General features: G+C 35.8%; 18 protein-coding genes and 1 tRNA gene. 16 read left to right on the forward strand and 3 right to left on the reverse strand.

Annotated elements, in window-relative coordinates:
- Positions 1-233: sodium:solute symporter family transporter (locus tag ACY651_RS16370; protein WP_462254569.1), on the reverse strand; the 233-nt coding region annotated here is incomplete at its 3' end.
- A gap of 6 nt (positions 234-239) precedes the next feature.
- Between ACY651_RS16370 and ACY651_RS16375 the strand changes: the two genes are divergently transcribed.
- From ACY651_RS16375 to ACY651_RS16395, 5 genes are all read left to right on the forward strand, one after another.
- Positions 240-947 carry a sigma-70 family RNA polymerase sigma factor gene (locus ACY651_RS16375; protein WP_462254570.1) on the forward strand — a complete coding sequence of 236 codons (708 nt, stop codon included), beginning with the start codon at positions 240-242 and terminating at the stop codon, positions 945-947.
- Positions 948-1,093: 146 nt separating this feature from the next.
- Positions 1,094-1,972 carry a DUF4249 domain-containing protein gene (locus ACY651_RS16380; protein WP_462254571.1) on the forward strand — a complete coding sequence of 293 codons (879 nt, stop codon included), beginning with the start codon at positions 1,094-1,096 and terminating at the stop codon, positions 1,970-1,972.
- Positions 1,973-2,080: 108 nt separating this feature from the next.
- Positions 2,081-3,016 carry a thioredoxin-disulfide reductase gene (trxB, locus tag ACY651_RS16385; protein ID WP_462254572.1) on the forward strand — a complete coding sequence of 312 codons (936 nt, stop codon included), beginning with the start codon at positions 2,081-2,083 and terminating at the stop codon, positions 3,014-3,016.
- Between the two features lie 117 nt (positions 3,017-3,133).
- Entirely contained in the window at positions 3,134-3,484 is a 351-nt protein-coding gene (locus ACY651_RS16390; protein WP_462254573.1) for a dihydroneopterin aldolase, read from the forward strand.
- 1 nt (position 3,485) lies between these two features.
- Entirely contained in the window at positions 3,486-4,238 is a 753-nt protein-coding gene (locus tag ACY651_RS16395; protein ID WP_462254574.1) for a tetratricopeptide repeat protein, read from the forward strand.
- A gap of 71 nt (positions 4,239-4,309) precedes the next feature.
- On the opposite strand, the gene ACY651_RS16400 is transcribed toward ACY651_RS16395, so the two are convergent.
- Positions 4,310-5,095 (reverse strand): RDD family protein, encoded by a 786-nt coding sequence (locus tag ACY651_RS16400; protein WP_462254575.1) that lies wholly within the window; start codon positions 5,093-5,095, stop codon positions 4,310-4,312.
- 202 nt (positions 5,096-5,297) lie between these two features.
- On the opposite strand from ACY651_RS16400, the gene ACY651_RS16405 reads away from it, so the two are divergent.
- From ACY651_RS16405 to truB, 6 genes are all read left to right on the forward strand, one after another.
- Positions 5,298-6,320: a stage II sporulation protein M gene (locus tag ACY651_RS16405; RefSeq protein WP_462254576.1), complete on the forward strand. Its 1,023-nt coding sequence runs from the start codon at positions 5,298-5,300 to the stop codon at positions 6,318-6,320.
- On the forward strand, positions 6,313-7,134 hold the full coding sequence (locus ACY651_RS16410) for a hypothetical protein (protein ID WP_462254577.1): 822 nt from the start codon (positions 6,313-6,315) through the stop codon (positions 7,132-7,134). The genes ACY651_RS16405 and ACY651_RS16410 overlap by 8 nt, the downstream gene beginning before the upstream one ends.
- A 122-nt stretch (positions 7,135-7,256) precedes the next feature.
- Positions 7,257-8,363 carry a DUF4350 domain-containing protein gene (locus ACY651_RS16415; protein WP_462254578.1) on the forward strand — a complete coding sequence of 369 codons (1,107 nt, stop codon included), beginning with the start codon at positions 7,257-7,259 and terminating at the stop codon, positions 8,361-8,363.
- Between the two features lie 10 nt (positions 8,364-8,373).
- Positions 8,374-9,351, forward strand: coding sequence for an AAA family ATPase (locus ACY651_RS16420; protein ID WP_462254579.1), 978 nt, complete (start codon positions 8,374-8,376; stop codon positions 9,349-9,351).
- A 226-nt stretch (positions 9,352-9,577) separates the two neighbouring features.
- Positions 9,578-10,921, forward strand: coding sequence for a DUF58 domain-containing protein (locus tag ACY651_RS16425; protein ID WP_462254580.1), 1,344 nt, complete (start codon positions 9,578-9,580; stop codon positions 10,919-10,921).
- Positions 10,922-10,963: 42 nt separating this feature from the next.
- Positions 10,964-11,740: a tRNA pseudouridine(55) synthase TruB gene (truB, locus tag ACY651_RS16430; protein ID WP_462254581.1), complete on the forward strand. Its 777-nt coding sequence runs from the start codon at positions 10,964-10,966 to the stop codon at positions 11,738-11,740.
- A 33-nt stretch (positions 11,741-11,773) separates the two neighbouring features.
- On the opposite strand, the gene msrA is transcribed toward truB, so the two are convergent.
- On the reverse strand, positions 11,774-12,427 hold the full coding sequence (gene msrA, locus ACY651_RS16435) for a peptide-methionine (S)-S-oxide reductase MsrA (protein ID WP_462254582.1): 654 nt from the start codon (positions 12,425-12,427) through the stop codon (positions 11,774-11,776).
- Between the two features lie 236 nt (positions 12,428-12,663).
- On the opposite strand from msrA, the gene ACY651_RS16440 reads away from it, so the two are divergent.
- From ACY651_RS16440 to ACY651_RS16460, 5 genes are all read left to right on the forward strand, one after another.
- On the forward strand, positions 12,664-13,083 hold the full coding sequence (locus ACY651_RS16440; protein WP_462254583.1) for a PPC domain-containing DNA-binding protein: 420 nt from the start codon (positions 12,664-12,666) through the stop codon (positions 13,081-13,083).
- A complete protein-coding gene (locus tag ACY651_RS16445) occupies positions 13,076-13,339 on the forward strand; it encodes a hypothetical protein (protein ID WP_462254584.1) in 264 nt (87 codons plus the stop codon). The genes ACY651_RS16440 and ACY651_RS16445 overlap by 8 nt, the downstream gene beginning before the upstream one ends.
- Entirely contained in the window at positions 13,336-13,815 is a 480-nt protein-coding gene (locus ACY651_RS16450) for a hypothetical protein (protein ID WP_462254585.1), read from the forward strand. Before ACY651_RS16445 ends, ACY651_RS16450 begins: the two co-directional genes overlap by 4 nt.
- 125 nt (positions 13,816-13,940) lie before the next feature.
- The gene (locus ACY651_RS16455; RefSeq protein ID WP_462254586.1) at positions 13,941-16,052 is read left to right on the forward strand and encodes an endonuclease MutS2; all 2,112 of its coding nucleotides are present in this window, start codon (positions 13,941-13,943) and stop codon (positions 16,050-16,052) included.
- Positions 16,053-16,095: 43 nt separating this feature from the next.
- Positions 16,096-16,180: transfer RNA gene (locus ACY651_RS16460), tRNA-Ser, on the forward strand.
- The last annotated feature ends 33 nt before the right edge of the window (positions 16,181-16,213 follow it).

Consider the following 16,213-nt stretch of genomic DNA (forward strand, 5'->3'; position numbering starts at 1 on the left):
CCAAGGCTGAATTTATCGTGAGCGTCGCCGATGCGAACAATTTCGCCCATGCCGCCGGACGTTTTCATGATCACCGCGGCCAGGCAGACGAGAGTGCCGAGGATGAGCACTCCGCTCTGCAGCACGCCTACCCACACAACGGCCTTAATGCCGCCGGCGAGAGTGTAAACGGTCATGAGGACGCCGGTCGCCAGAATCGTCGTGACGACCGACCAACCGGTCAACTTCGTCAAAGAGCTTTGGACAAATTGGTGCAGGCCAACCTTCGTTTTGTGGTATCTGTAGCTAAGCAGTACCAGCATCAGGGCCTTTCTCTTAGCGATTTAATTAACGAGGGCAACCTCGGCTTAATCAAAGCGGCACAACGTTTTGACGAAACTAAAGGTTTCAAATTTATTTCTTACGCTGTGTGGTGGATTCGCCAATCTATACTGCAGGCGTTGGCAGAGCAGGGCAGATTAGTCCGCTTGCCACAAAACAAAATTGGCACGTACAATAAAGCTAATAAAGCTTACATGGCTTTTGAACAGGAACATGAGCGGGAGCCAAGTACAGAAGAATTAGCAGAATTACTGGAGATGAGTGAAACAGAGATCAACAACATTTTTCAAAGCAACACCCGTCATACTTCCCTTGATGCACCCGTGCATGAAGCCGAAGATGTAGCCATGGGTGATTTATTGAAAGGTGGCGATGAAACTGACGAAGATGTAATGCATGATTCATTGAAAAATGAGATCCGCAGGGTATTAAAATCATTAAGTCCAAGGGAAGCAGAAATTGTAAATGCCTACTTTGGTTTGGATGGAGAAAATGGTGTAACCATTGAGCAAATTGGTCAAAAGTATGACTTGACCAAAGAGCGCATTCGCCAGATTAAGGAAAGAGCTATTAAACGTTTGCAAAAAGCCCGTTACAGCGGTGCATTAAAAGCCTATTTAGGTTAATAATATTTTGATGGGTTATTCAAAAAAGATCCTTCTGCCAAAAGCAGGAGGATTTTTGTTTGAACTATTTTACCGGCAATTTTGTTTATTAAGATTAACACAATAATCATTTAAATAAAGTTTTGTAGTTGTAATTTTGTAACAATATGAAAAATATTTTTCTAGTTTTCCTTACAATATTTTTTCTTTCCTCCTGCGAAAAAAATATTGATTTTAATTTAAAAAACGCAGATGATGTTTTAGTGGTGGATGCACAGATAGAAAACGATGTTGCACCAAGTGTTGTGCTTACTAAAAGCTTTGATTATTTCAGTACTATCAGTCCACAAATTTTAGCCAGTTCATTTGTGCATAATGCCGATGTTACTATATCCAACGGTACACTTACACATAAATTGAAAGAATATACTATTCCTTTGGGTGGTGGATATGCCTTTTATTATTACAGCATTGATTCTGCCAATCTTGCTACAGCATTTTTGGGACAGTTTAATAAAAAATATTCATTAGTTATTAAAGCAGAGGGCAAAGATTATACTGCTACAACAAATATTCCTTTATTAACAAAAGTTCCCGATTCGTTATGGTTTAAAAGAGCACCGCAAAACCCTGATACCAATAAAAGGGTTTTAGTTACACGTGCTACCGACCCGCCGGGATTAGGAAACTACATTCGGTATTTTACAAAAAAGAACAGGGGTAATTTTTTACCGGGAGAAAATTCTGTTTTTGATGATGCAGTAATTGACGGCACTACTTATGAAATACAGGTAGAACCGGGTGTTGACAGAAATAACAGAATATCTTCCGACAGTAATTTTTTTAGAAGAGGCGATACTGTTTCCGTAAAATTGTGCAATATTGATAAAGCCACTTACACTTTCTGGAATACCTGGGAGTTTTCTCAACAAAGTATTGGCAACCCATTTGCACAACCTAATAAAGTAATTGGCAACATAAATAATGGTGCATTAGGTGCTTTTTGCGGCTATGCCGCATGGTACAAAACGCTCATTGTAAAATAACCGTACATTATTATCAGGATCTAAAAATATCCTTCCTTATTTTTTGGAAAGCATATAGCACAATAAAATAATCCTGTAAATTCGTGGAGTAGCATTTTAATAAAATTTATGGATACAGAAAAAGTACATTGTTTAATTATTGGATCGGGGCCGGCAGGTTATACTGCAGCAATTTATGCATCAAGAGCAGGATTAAACCCGGTTTTATACCAGGGCATACAGCCAGGAGGGCAGTTAACTATTACAACAGAAGTGGAGAATTATCCCGGTTATCCCGATGGCATTCAGGGACCTGATATGATGGTGCATTTTGAGAATCAGGCCAAGCGTATGGGAGCAGATATTCGTTATGGCTTAGCAACTAAAGTTGATTTTAATGTACATCCTTTTAAAGTGGAAGTAGATGAAGAAAAATGGATTGAAGCGGATTCGGTAATTATATCAACCGGTGCCAGCGCAAAATGGCTGGGACTGGAAAGTGAACAGCGGTTAAATGGATATGGCGTTAGTGCCTGTGCAGTTTGTGATGGCTTTTTCTTTAAAGGAAAAGAAGTGGCGATTGTTGGTGCTGGTGATACAGCGGCAGAAGAAGCTTTATATCTTTCTAAAATTTGTTCGGTAGTGCACATGATTGTACGAAAAGGAGAAATGAGGGCAAGTAAAATAATGCAGGAAAGAGTTATAAAAACAGCTAACATAAAAATGTACTGGCATAGTGAAACTGATGAAATTTTAGGCGATAAAAAGGTAGAAGCAGTAAGAATAAAAAATAATCAAACAGGAGAGAAGACTGAAATTCCGGTGAGTGCATTTTTTGTTGCTATCGGTCATCAACCCAACAGCGATATTTTTAAAGGTTTTTTAGATATGGATGATGCAGGTTATTTAAAAACTATACCCGGGACTTCTAAAACAAATATTGAAGGTGTGTTTGCAAGCGGCGATGTACAGGATAAAATTTACAGGCAGGCAGTAACAGCTGCAGGCAGTGGCTGTATGGCGGCACTGGATGCAGAAAGATATTTGAGTGAGAAAGGACTATGATAATGGATAATTAGTTAATTAATAATGTATAATGTTTTAATCAGTTAACTTTTTTTCAATTATCCAAAATTTTTCAAGTTGAAAAATTATTAATTATTTATTTTTCATTATTCATTAATGTTCACCATACATCTTCATAATCTAAAATTCTTTTCTTTTCATGGTTTGCATGAGGAAGAAAAAGTTTTAGGCAAAGAGTACGATGTAAATGCAGATGTAACTTTTGAAGAATATGGTTTGGTAAACAGGTTAAACCAAACAATCGACTATGTAAAAATTTATGATATCATTAAGCAGCGTATGAATGTACCAACTCATCTTTTAGAAACTGTGGCACAGGATTTGGCACAATCGATCTACAAAGCAGATAGCAGAATTACCTCAATCCATATCAGTATAAAAAAATTACATCCGCCCATCGCAGCATTTGAAGGTAGTGTGGGGGTTAGTTACAAAAAAGATTTTTAGAATGAAGTTGTTTTTAATATTTATCATTTCAATCCTTACTTTTTTAAAACCTGCAGCGCAGGATATTAATTCTATTGTTAAAGAAGCCGAAAGACTGGAAAATTTGCCAGACGAAAAAGCTGCATTGGTAAAATTTAAAGAAGCCTTAAAAATAAAACCTACTCACATCCATGCGTTAAGCAAAAGCAGTGAACTATGCAGCCGTATAGCACAGCGGCAAACAAATACCAAACTCCGGGATGATTATTATGCCGCTGCAAAAATTTATGCACAAACTGCATTAAAAATAGATTCAACCAGCTCGGAAGCTAATACTTCAATGGCGATTATGCTTGGCCGAAGCACTATGACTAAATCGGGTAAAGAAAAAGTTGCATCGGCAAAAGATTTAAAAAAGTATGTGGAAGCTGCATTAAAAAGTGATCCTAATAATTTTTTAGCCTGGCATGTACTGGGCCGCTGGCATTACGAAATAAGTAATTTAAATTTTGTTGAAAGATCGGCCGTTAAAGTTTTTTACGGAGGTTTTCCTGCATCATCATTAAAAACCGGCATTGCTGCATTTGAAAAAGTAAAAGCCTTAACACCGGGTTTTATTTTAAATTATTTAGAACTGGCAAAAGCATACCACCGCAACAACCAAAAGGATAAAGCCAAGGCATTGCTTGCCGAAATGATGAAAGTCCCCAATCATACAGAAGACGATCCTACCATTAAAGAAACAGGAAAAAAATTATTAAAAGAGTGGAATTAAGCAGGTGATGTAAGTTTAAATACATTTTCAATCAGCACTAATTTTTTGAAGAAAATATTTGGGTTTATTGTTTATTCTCTTGTCGCTAAATAATTATAATCCTCCAGCAATTTTTCCAAAAACTGGTCAGGATATAAATCAGATTGTATTTTTAAGACATCTTTTACCTTCATGGCAACACGGTTACACATTTCGTAATTACCATTTTTGCCAGCCTGCGTTACTACTCCTTTAATGGTGTTTATATCCCTGTCGCTAAGCCGCATTACAGTAGGGAAAGTTACTTTATAATCGTTACTGTTTATCTCTTTAAAAATGGTATCATCAATAGTAAGGTTTGTTTTGGTATTAACCACAACGGTGCCGGCTGCCAAATCGCCAAGGCGCTGATTTTTTGGCGTAACTGCAATTATTATAACCACTGCAATTCCAAAAAGGCCCGTAAAAAATGTATAGGCAAATAGCGCTCCCGAAGAGTAAAAAATATACCCAAATAAAAAAGGCCACTCAAAAAATTTGGTTATCCATCTTAAAATGTACTGGCCAAATGTTGGCTCGCCACCTTCGAGGCTGATAACCCGTATGCCCATTATTTTTTTTCCAATGGTTTGGCCATTCATCCATAGCTCGGTAAGTAAGGAGTATAATAGTAAGGGAAGAGAAATGAGTAAAATATCCATACCCATATTAGTTTCAAAATCGAGCCTGAACCCATAATACATGAGCGATTTCATACTCCACATATAAATTACCATTAAAATATAGTCAATAATGTAAGCCAGCAGCCGTTTATGAAATTCGGCTATATCAAACTCCAAATCTATATTAAATGCAGTATTTACTTGAATTATGGACATGTGTATGCAAAATACAAATTGCTTTTAACAGATAAGCTTAAACATCAATTTTTTTATTTATAAAAAATTCATCAACTTGTAGGTCGAAAAAAGTTGATTTAAAGGTATATTGTCTTTTTAATTTTATAAAGATTGAATAAATTATAATTTTTAATTTAAAAAGTGCTGTTCCCCTTTAGGGGATAGGGGCTAATTTTAAGGAATGAGAGAAGCAATGTTTATTAAAAAGAATGCCGATAAATGGAAGGAGTACCAGCATTCACCCACCGATAACCCTGATGAAACGGCTGAACGTTTTATTACACTTATCGACGACCTCTCTTATGCCAAAACTTTTTATCCAAAAAGTAAAGTTACCCGTTGGATAAATGGAATAGCTGCCGGTATTTACCAAAGCATTTATCAAAATAAAAAAGAAAAATACAGCCGCATTTTCCAGTTCTGGAAATTTGAATTACCGCTGCTGTTCAAAAAATACCACCGCATATTTTTGTTTACCACATTTATTTTTTTACTCTTTACAGCAATAGGTGTTTTTTCATCTATGTACAACGAAGAATTTGTAAGAGGGGTTTTAGGCAACAAATATGTAAACATGACAGAAGAAAACATTGCAAAAGGCGACCCTTTTGGCGTATATAAAGATGATAACCCATTTTCGATGTTTGTACGAATTGGGTTTAATAATATAAGGGTGGCTTTTCTTAGTTTTATCTTTGGTTTTACATTAGGCATTTTAACGGTTTGGGTAATGTGGCAAAATGGAATTATGCTGGGGTGTTTTCAATACATGTTTTTTTCAAAAGGCCTCGGTATAAAATCGATTATGGTAATTTGGATACACGGCACGTTAGAAATTTCTGCTATCGTAATTGCTTCTACCGCAGGGTTTATTTTAGCCAGTGGCATTTTGTTTCCCGGCACTTATTCAAGAATGAATTCTTTTAAACACGGGATAAAAGATGCAGCCAAAGTGCTGATATGTTTAATACCCATTTTTATTTTAGCTGCTTTTTTTGAAAGCTATGTTACGCATTTAATGAGCCAGACATTCGATAAAGAAGCTAACCCCGGCTTGCCGGTTTGGGCAAGCGTTACTATATTGGCCTGTTCATTATCTTTTATTGTTTGGTATTTTGTTATCCTCCCCATCCGCTTACATAAAAAAGGTTATTATATTCAACCCGATGGTATCATCAACCGGTTGAAGCAAGACAATGCGTAAAATTATTTTCATATCAATTTGTACCATCTTTTTTTATGCTGTACCAAAAGCACAGGATAAAAAATATGTTTACGAAGATTCAACATTAAATCAGTCAGAAGATTCTTACGACAATGCTTCTGATGAAGAAACTGTAACCGTTGTGGAGCAAGTGGCCGATACATTATTTGTTGACACCACAGTATATTACAACAGGCTTACCATTTCTCCCGATACGGTTGAAGCATGGAAAAATTTAAAAGCTTTTGCTTATGTAAAACATTTAGACAGTTTATTAAAAGCAGAAAAGGAAAAAGGAAAAGAAAAAAAAGAAGAAAAGACTTATACCCCATCTGGTCCAAGTGCCTTAGAGAAGTTTTTGTCATCCGGCGGACTGCAGATTTTTTTATGGATGCTGGCAGCATTTTTTGTACTGTTTATTTTGTATAAATTATTTTTAACAGAAGGGGCTTTTCGAAAAAGAACTACTTCGTTAAAAAACACATCCCCCCAAGTTGAAGAAGAAGTAATAACCAGCGAAAGTGATTTTGAAAGATTGATTCGCCTGGCAATACAAAGCGGTAATTACAGGCTTGCCGTGCGCTACCAGTATTTACAAACATTGCATAAACTTGCTGCCAAAAATTTAATAGAGCTGGCAGCAGATAAAACCAATAACAATTACGTAAGAGAAATAACTAATAAAAATTATCAGAACGATTTTGCAGCACTTACTTTAAATTACGAGTATGTGTGGTACGGAGAGTTTGCTATAGAAGAAAATATTTACCGCCGTTTAGAAACCGGCTTTTCACAATTTAACAGTAAGCTGTAATTTTTAAGTTGAACAAAAAATATCTACATATCTTTTTATTGTTGCTGCTTGCAGTATCAATTGCATCTTGTAACGATCAGAGCCAAAAAACCCTGCCTTCATTAACTGAAACGTTTTCCAAATTGGATAAAAGACCTTTTGGTGCCTATATAGCTTATGACCAAATGGAAAATATGTTCAGCCGCAATACTATCAGGGATAAAAAGCAGGCATTTACCAAAACATGGAACGAAATTTCTGACACTGCTTCTTTATACGTTTGCATTGCACCTGCATTATATGTTAATGATGAAGAAGTGAAAGCCATGATGAATTATGTGTATGCAGGCAACAGTCTTTTTATTGCAGCCAATTATATTGATGATGCATTGCTGAAAGAAATTAAATGTAAAGAAGATTATAAACCTATTCCGGAATACTATAATTTTTTTGATTCGATAAGAAATACCAATACTAAATTCAGCGATTCTTCTTTTTCATACTATTATCATCCTTATAAAAATTCTTTTTATAATTACGATAATGTATTTACAAAAGTGCTGGGTGTAAATGAAAATAAAAAACCCAACTACATTGTATTTTTTCATGGCAAAGGAAAATTGTTTTTGCATTGCGACCCTAAAGCTTTCAGCAATTATTTTTTATTGAAAAATGAAAATTACCGGTATATGGAAAATGTTTTTTCCTATACGGCAAATAATCCCGATCATTTGTATTGGGATGATTATTATTTAAAACTCCGGTCTAAAAGAAGCGTCGATAATGATAATGACAAAAGCGGTAAAGGCTTTTCTTCTTTAAGTGTAATTCTCTCACACAATGCTTTAGCCTGGGCATTTTGGTTAAGCCTGTTATTGCTTTTACTGTACATTTTATTTAGTATAAAACGCAGACAGCGTATTATCGAAAAAAGAAAGTTTAACGAAAACACTACCGTAACTTTTACCGAAACCATTGGTCGTTTATACTTGCAGAAAAAAGACAATAAAAATATAGCAGAAAAAATGAGTACATATTTTAATGAGTATGTAAGAAATAATTATTTTTTAAACACCAGTAATATAAACGCCGATTTTATTACTACACTCAGCAGAAAAAGTGGCGTGGCCAGAGAAAAAGTAGAAGCTTTGTACAGGGCAATTCATCATGCACAAACTAATGAAGCAGTAGATGATTATCAATTATTATCTTTAAACGAACAAATACAAAAATTTTATAAAAAACAGTAATTAAAAAATAATGGAAGAAAATCTTTTTCAGCAACGGATCGATTTGGGAGGCCTTAACAAAGCCGTATATGAAATACGAAACGAAATAAGCCGTGTAATAGTAGGCCAGTATAAAATGGTTGATCTGCTCATGATTGGTTTGCTTTGCGACGGTCATATATTAATTGAAGGGGTACCCGGCGTTGCAAAAACTTTAACCGCAAAACTAATTGCAAAAATTATTGATGTTGATTTCTCACGTTTGCAGTTTACACCCGATTTAATGCCGAGTGATGTAGTAGGTACATCGGTATTTAATCCTAAAGAAGGAGAGTTCCGTTTTAAATCGGGACCCATCTTCAGCAACATTATTTTAATTGATGAAATTAACAGGGCACCTGCAAAAACACAGGCCGCATTGTTTGAAGTAATGGAAGAGCGCCAGGTTACTGTAGATGGCTATACACACATGATGCGTATGCCGTTTATAGTTTTAGCAACGCAAAACCCCATTGAGCAGGAAGGCACTTACCGTTTGCCCGAAGCACAGTTAGACCGTTTTCTTTTTAAAATAGAAGTGAAATATCCATCGCTTGCCGAAGAAATAAATATATTAACTAACCAGCAGGGTAAATCGCAGAGCCAGATGCTGGAAGATGTAAAAAAGATTTTATCGCCGGCAGATATTCAACATTTCCGCAGTCAGATACAATCGGTAATTGTAGAACCCAAGCTGATTGAATTTATTGCCCGGATTGTAAACGAAACCCGTAACAATCCTGCTTTGTATCTTGGTGCATCGCCAAGGGCATCGCTGGCAATTTTAAAATCGGCCAAGGCCAATGCCGCCATTAAAGGAAGAGATTTTGTAACCCCGGAAGATATTGTAGAAATGGCGCCGCATGTATTGCGCCACCGCATTATACTTACCGCCGAAAAAGAAATGGAAGGTATTACAGCAGATGATTTAATTGATAATATTTTAAAAGCGATTGAAGTGCCTAGGTAAAAAGCCCCCTCCGCCTCCTGAAGGGGGAACTATGGAGGAGATCAAAAAGAAGATGATGTTGTTTTTTTGGGGGCCAGACATAAGTAATTCTATTTTGCTTCATTGGCGTCGCACTCTTCAGCAATATCTCTTTATTGAGCATTACTGAATTTTATATGAATAATTTTAAAAGAACTTTAAATAATCTTACTCTAAGTTCCCTCATAAAGAATTTAGAGGGCATTTTATGAATCCTGTAAAAAAATATATCGGCAACTTATACCTTACCACAAGATTTTATCTTGCCATAGGCTTGTGCATTGTATTATTTATTGTTTCTTTTTTTTATACGCCTTTAATGCAATTGCCTAAAACACTTTTAGCGGTTGCTACTGTTTTAATTTTAATCGATTACCTGTTTTTGTTTATAGTTAGCAAAAGCCCAACTGCTAAGCGCTTAACGGCCGACCGCTTAAGTAACGGTTATGAAAATAAAATAGAACTGCAGGTAATTAACCGTATGCCCTTTACCGTAACCATGGAAATTATTGATGAGCTGCCGGTACAATTTCAAAAACGTGACTGGAAATTACATTACCGCTTTGCTGCAAACGAACAAAAAAATATAATTTACAAACTAAGGCCGGTAGAAAGGGGCGAATATAATTTTGGCAATATTATTTTGTATGTAAAATCTTTACTGGGTTTACTCATGCGCCGCCACGATATTGAAGCAACAGAAACTATTCCGGTTTATCCTTCTTTTTTACAATTGCGTAAATACGAATTACTTTCTCAAACTACCATACAAACAGAACACGGCAACAAGCGCATGCGTAAAATTGGCCACAGCATGGAGTTTGAGCAAATAAAAGAATATGTACGTGGCGATGATATGAGAACCATAAACTGGAAGGCAACAGCACGTAAAGGCAGTTTAATGGTAAACAATTATACCGACGAAAAATCGCAGCAGGTATATTGCATAATTGACAAAGGCAGATTAATGAAAATGCCTTTTAACGAATTAACGCTTTTAGATTATGCTATTAACAGCACATTGGTTTTATGTAATGTTTGCCTGCAAAAACAAGACAGGGTAGGAGTGATGACTTTTGCAAATAAAATGGGTTCGTTAATTGCTGCCGATAAAAAACCAATACAAAGAGAAAACATTTTACAGTTACTTTACAATCAGGATACCGCTTTTTTAGAAAGCGATTACGAAATGCTGTACATGCAAATACGCAACCGTATAAAACACCGCAGCTTATTAATTTTATACACCAACTTCGAATCTTTATCAGGTCTGCGCCGCCAGTTAAATTATTTACGCAGCATTGCACGGCATCATTTACTAATGGTAGTGTTTTTCGAAAATACAGAATTGCACCAGCTATCTCATTTAAGTGCCACAAACATTGAAGAAGTGTATATAAAAACTATTGCAGAAAAATTTGAGTTTGAAAAAAGATTAATTGTAAAAGAATTACAAAAGCATGGCATACTTGCTGTACTCACCACTCCCGAAATGCTCACTGTTAACGCAGTAAATAAATATTTAGAATTAAAAGCCAGGCAGGCGATTTAAGTACGGTTGATAGTTTATAGTTAATAGCTTTGCAATTAAATTATGGCACGAAAACAAACATACCGCTTACGATACACCAATCAATTAATTGAAGCAGGTGGCGATGTACCAGTAAAAAAAGAAAGGGAGAAACGGCCACCCATCAATCCGGAAATACAACAAACTTATTTAGAAGGGAAAGCAATATCAATTGACAAGCCACTACACTGGACATCGTTTGATGTAGTGAGAAAAATGCGGCACATCTTACAAATAAAAAAAATTGGACATGCCGGCACACTTGACCCATTGGCCACAGGTTTGTTAATTGTTTGTACCGGAAAATTCACCAAAAAAATAAACGAATACATGGCTGCCGAAAAAGAATACACCGGCACAATAACACTCGGCGCTGTAACACCAACTTACGATTTAGAAAGTACACCCGAACAGCAAAAAGATTATTCATTTGTAACGAAAGAATTATTGCACGAAAAAACAAAACAATTTATTGGTGATATTCAACAGTTTCCGCCCATTTATTCTGCCATAAAAAAAGATGGCGTGGCTTTATACGAACTGGCAAGGCGGGGAGTGGAAGTAGAATTAAAATTAAGGAACATCAATATTAAATTGTTTGAATTAACAGCAGTGGAATTACCTGTTGTACATTTTAAAGTAATCTGCAGCACCGGTACATACATCCGCAGCCTTGCCAACGATTATGGCGCAGCATTAGGTTGCGGCGGATACTTAAGCAGCCTCCGCCGCACCAAAATTGGCGAATTTAAAGTGGATGCTGCTGCTACTATGGAAGATTTTGAAAGCTTGATAATCTAATAAATCAGTTTATACTTTCGCTATAAATTTAGCTTAATGTTTCTTCAATTTATCTTTAAAAACTTTCTCAAATTTTTCTAACTTAGGCCTTATAACAAACTGGCAATAACCCTGGCTGGTATTGTTGTTATAATAATTTTGATGATATGCTTCTGCAGGATAAAAAACTGTCATAGGTTCCAGTGTGGTAACAATTGGGTTATCCCATGCGCCACTTTTATCCAGTTCCGCTTTGTATTTTTCTGCCAAAGCTTTTTCTGCTTCGTTTTTATAAAAAATTACGCTGCGGTATTGCGGCCCTGCATCGGCACCCTGGCGATTAAGCGTTGTAGGATCATGCACTTCCCAAAAAACTTTAAGCAATTCATCGTAACTTATTTTTGCAGGGTCATAAAAAACCTGCAAACATTCGGCATGGCCGGTGGTTTTACTGCAAACCTCTTCGTAAGTGGGATTTACAACATGTCCGCCGCTGTAGCCACTAACAACTTTTTCCACACCTTCCAGTTGCTGAAAAATGGCTTCTGTACACCAAAAACAACCGGTGCCAAAAGTAGCTGTATCTAATTTTGCATTTGAAGTAGTCATAATTTTATTGTCGCTTTTTATTTTTACCGCATTATCTTTTTGTGCACAGGAAGTTAAACCTGCAAAACTAATAACCGATAAAAGGATTGATTTAAGCATTTTTAATTTTTAATCTATTTACGCAAAGTTATTTTAGTTAGTTTGCAAAACAATTTTTGTTTAAGTAAGTTTAACAAATTACTCTTATCAATGTTTAAAAAAAATATTGTCATTTGGTTTTGTAAAAATTTATAGCCAGTTTCATCAGTATTCTCCGAAGTTCCCCCTTCAGGGGGCGGAGGGGGCTTTTATTACTCATTGCATTATCTTCATGTCAGCATAAAGATAAATCACCAATGGAAAATATAAAAGCCCATGCCTTTCGTTTAAAGCCGGGGCAGGATCTAAAGCAGGAAATACAAAAATTAGTAACCGAAAAGCAAATTAAAGCCGGGTGGATCAGCACTTGTGTCGGCAGTATTACCAATTATACCATCCGTTTTGCAAACCAGTCCAATGGCAGCAGCGATAGCGGCTATTTTGAAATAGTGAGTTTAACGGGTACAGTTTCGGTAAATGGTTCTCACATTCATATCAGCATTAGCGACAGTACAGGCAAAACTATTGGCGGACATTTAATGGATGGTTGTAAAATTTATACTACTGCAGAAATGGTTATTCTTACCAGCAACGATTTTATTTTTAAAAGAGAAAAAGATGGTACAACACCGTGGGAGGAATTGCAGGTGGAAGAAATAAAAAAACAAAATGACTGAAGCTTTTAAACTATTTTTAAAAAGCATAAAACCAACTAACAAAGGAACACTTGCTGTTCTTTTAGTTATAATCTTAATTCCAATATTGGCAGATGTATTTCTTGTTTTTATAAGTATTCGTAATAGGGATTTAATGCTGGTAACCCCATTTATTTTTATGGGTTGTATAAAATATTCTCCTTTACTTTTATTGTACCTGCTTATTTATTTTTTTATTGATTACTGGTATAAAAAAATATTCAACAACAAAGAATGAAAAAAATATTTTTACAAATAGAGAACTGGTTGTTGATAATTCCCATTATTTTAATCATTATTGAGAAAATATTTTTTGGTACATCCTCTTTTGATATACATCTGCATGATACCTATTTTGTACTGGCAAATATTTATTTGGGTATCTTAATACTTATTATAGTTTGTATTCCTTACTTGTGTCATTTATTACTGGGTACAAAAAAAACAGGAAACAGAAGGATACTTTTGGCACATGTACTGATAACTGTTTTACTGATTTTGTTTTTTTATTTTTCTGGATTTTTCATCAACAGTTCAACAAATCAATTAATGCCCCGGCGTTATTATGATTTTTCAGATTGCGAATCTTCTGAACAGCTTGGCGGACTTAATAATTATTTATCAATAGCAGTTTTAATATTTATCGTTCTTCAATTATTGTTTATTGTTTACACAATAGTTTTGTTATTAGCACGAAAAGGGAAAGTAGCCTGAAATTTTAAATTTCCAAAACCGCTTCAATAAAAGTTCAATAAAGATTTACAGTTGAAGAGTGCGACGCCACTGAAGTTGATTTTTGTACCTTTGCCCGGAACAAAAAAGAATCCCATTTTTTAAAAATGAAATTTTTTCCCGAATCCGCTTTAGTGCAGTTAGAATTTGAAAAGGTAAAAACCTTTCTGGCATTGCATTGCCGCACCGAATTTGCCAAAACTAAAGCAAATACTCTCCGCATACATACCAAAAAAGAATTTATACAAACCGAACTGCAGCAGAGCAACGAGTTTAAATCAATTTCGCAAACAGGTTTGTATTTTCCCAATGAGTTTGTACTGAATTTACAAAAAGAATTAAAACTGCTCGGCATCCCGGGTGCAGTATTAACCGGAGAACATTTTTTGCATATAAAAAAACTGGCAGTAAATACTGCTGATATTTTCAGATGGTTTGATAATGAAAAAAGAATTGGCTATTCTGCATTAGCAAAAGTTATTGAGCATACTTATTATGAGAAAACGATAATAGCACTGATTGATGAAATATTAGATGAAACCGGAAGTGTAAAAGATACTGCCAGCGAAGATCTGGAAAAAATAAGAATGAATTTGTACCGCAAGCGTAACGAACTGCGGCGCCTGTTTGATAAAATTGTAAGCAAACTAAACAAGAGCGGTTACCTGGCAGATATTGAAGAAAGCTTTATGAATGGCCGCAGGGTGCTGGCCGTTTTTGCCGAACAAAAACGCATGATAAAAGGTGTAATGCATGGGGAAAGCGACAGCCGCAAAACTACTTTTATTGAGCCCGAAGAAACTACACAACTCAATAACGATATATTTTCTTTAGAGCATGACGAGAGCAGGGAAGTGTACAGGATTTTAAGGATGCTTACACAAAAACTAAGTGCGTATGCAAGCCTTTTAAAAATTTATCATGATGTTGCAGGCGAATATGATTTTATAAGGGCAAAAGCAAAATTTGCAATGGAGTATGGTGGCAATTACCCGATGGTGAATGATAAAGCGCATCTGCATTTTATAAATGCTTATCATCCGTTGTTGCTTTTGTACAATGCAAAAAATAATAAGCCCACTATTCCTGTTAATCTTACACTTAACGATAAGCAACGCATTTTAGTTATCAGCGGCCCTAACGCCGGCGGTAAAACGGTTACCTTAAAAACGGTTGGCCTATTGCAACTGATGATGCAAAGTGGTTTGCTGGTGCCCATGCATCCTGATAGCGAGATGGGTATTTTTAAACAACTGATGATTCATATTGGTGATACACAGAGTTTAGAATTTGAGCTCAGTACTTACTCTTCTCATTTAAAAAACATGAAGCATTTTATGGAAAATGCCAATGGTAAAACACTTTTTTTTATTGATGAACTGGGTAGTGGGAGCGACCCTAATTTGGGTGGCGCTTTTGCAGAAGTAATAATGGAAGAACTGGCGCATAAACATAGTTTTGGTATTGTTACTACCCATTATCTTAATTTAAAAGTAATGGCCAATAAAGTGCCAGGCATTATTAATGGTGCCATGCAGTTTGATGAGAAAAATTTGCTGCCGATGTATAAATTAATTGTGGGCAAGCCCGGGAGCTCTTACACATTTTCTATTGCAGAAAGAATTGGTTTGGAAAAAAGATTGATCGAAAAAGCAAGGACACTTGTGGACGAAGATCATTTTACTTTAGATAAATTACTCAACCGCACCGAACAGGACCTGCAAAAAATTGATATTGAAAAAATAGAATTGCAAAAACTACTGAAAGAAAATGAACGCCTGAAAAAAGAAATGAACCAGGTTTTGCATAAAGAAAAGCACCAGCAGGAAGTGGAAAGATTAATGCACCAGAATAAAATATCGGAAGAAAAATTTGCTTATTTAAAAGATATGGAGCGCCGGTTAAAAGCTATGGTGATTGAATGGCGCAAAGCGGAAAATAAAGATAAAGTGGTAAAGATGATACATGCCTTGCTGTTTAACCAAAAAGAAAAATTTACAGTAGAAAAGCAGCAAAAAAAAATAAACGAAAAGTTTGAAGAAATTGGCGGCGATATTGTAATTGGCGCTAAAGTAAAGATGAAACAGAACCGCCAGGTAGGTATTGTAAAAGAAATAAGAGGAAAAAAAGCGGTGTTACAAGTGGGTGTAATGCCCATCACTGTTGATTTAAAAGACCTTGTGGTAGTAAAAGATAAAACGCCAACAGAAATAGTTTAGTAAAACTTTTGGGTTGAACTATTTCAAACCGTATTTTTGCCGCGGAGAGATGGCAGAGCGGTCTAATGCGGCGGTCTTGAAAACCGTTGACTGTTACAGGTCCAGGGGTTCGAATCCCTTTCTCTCCGCTGAATATAAACAGCCTCTTTTTTAGAGGCTGT

Source organism: Ferruginibacter sp. (assembly GCF_031391665.1).
In the GTDB taxonomy this organism is placed as follows: domain Bacteria; phylum Bacteroidota; class Bacteroidia; order Chitinophagales; family Chitinophagaceae; genus Ferruginibacter.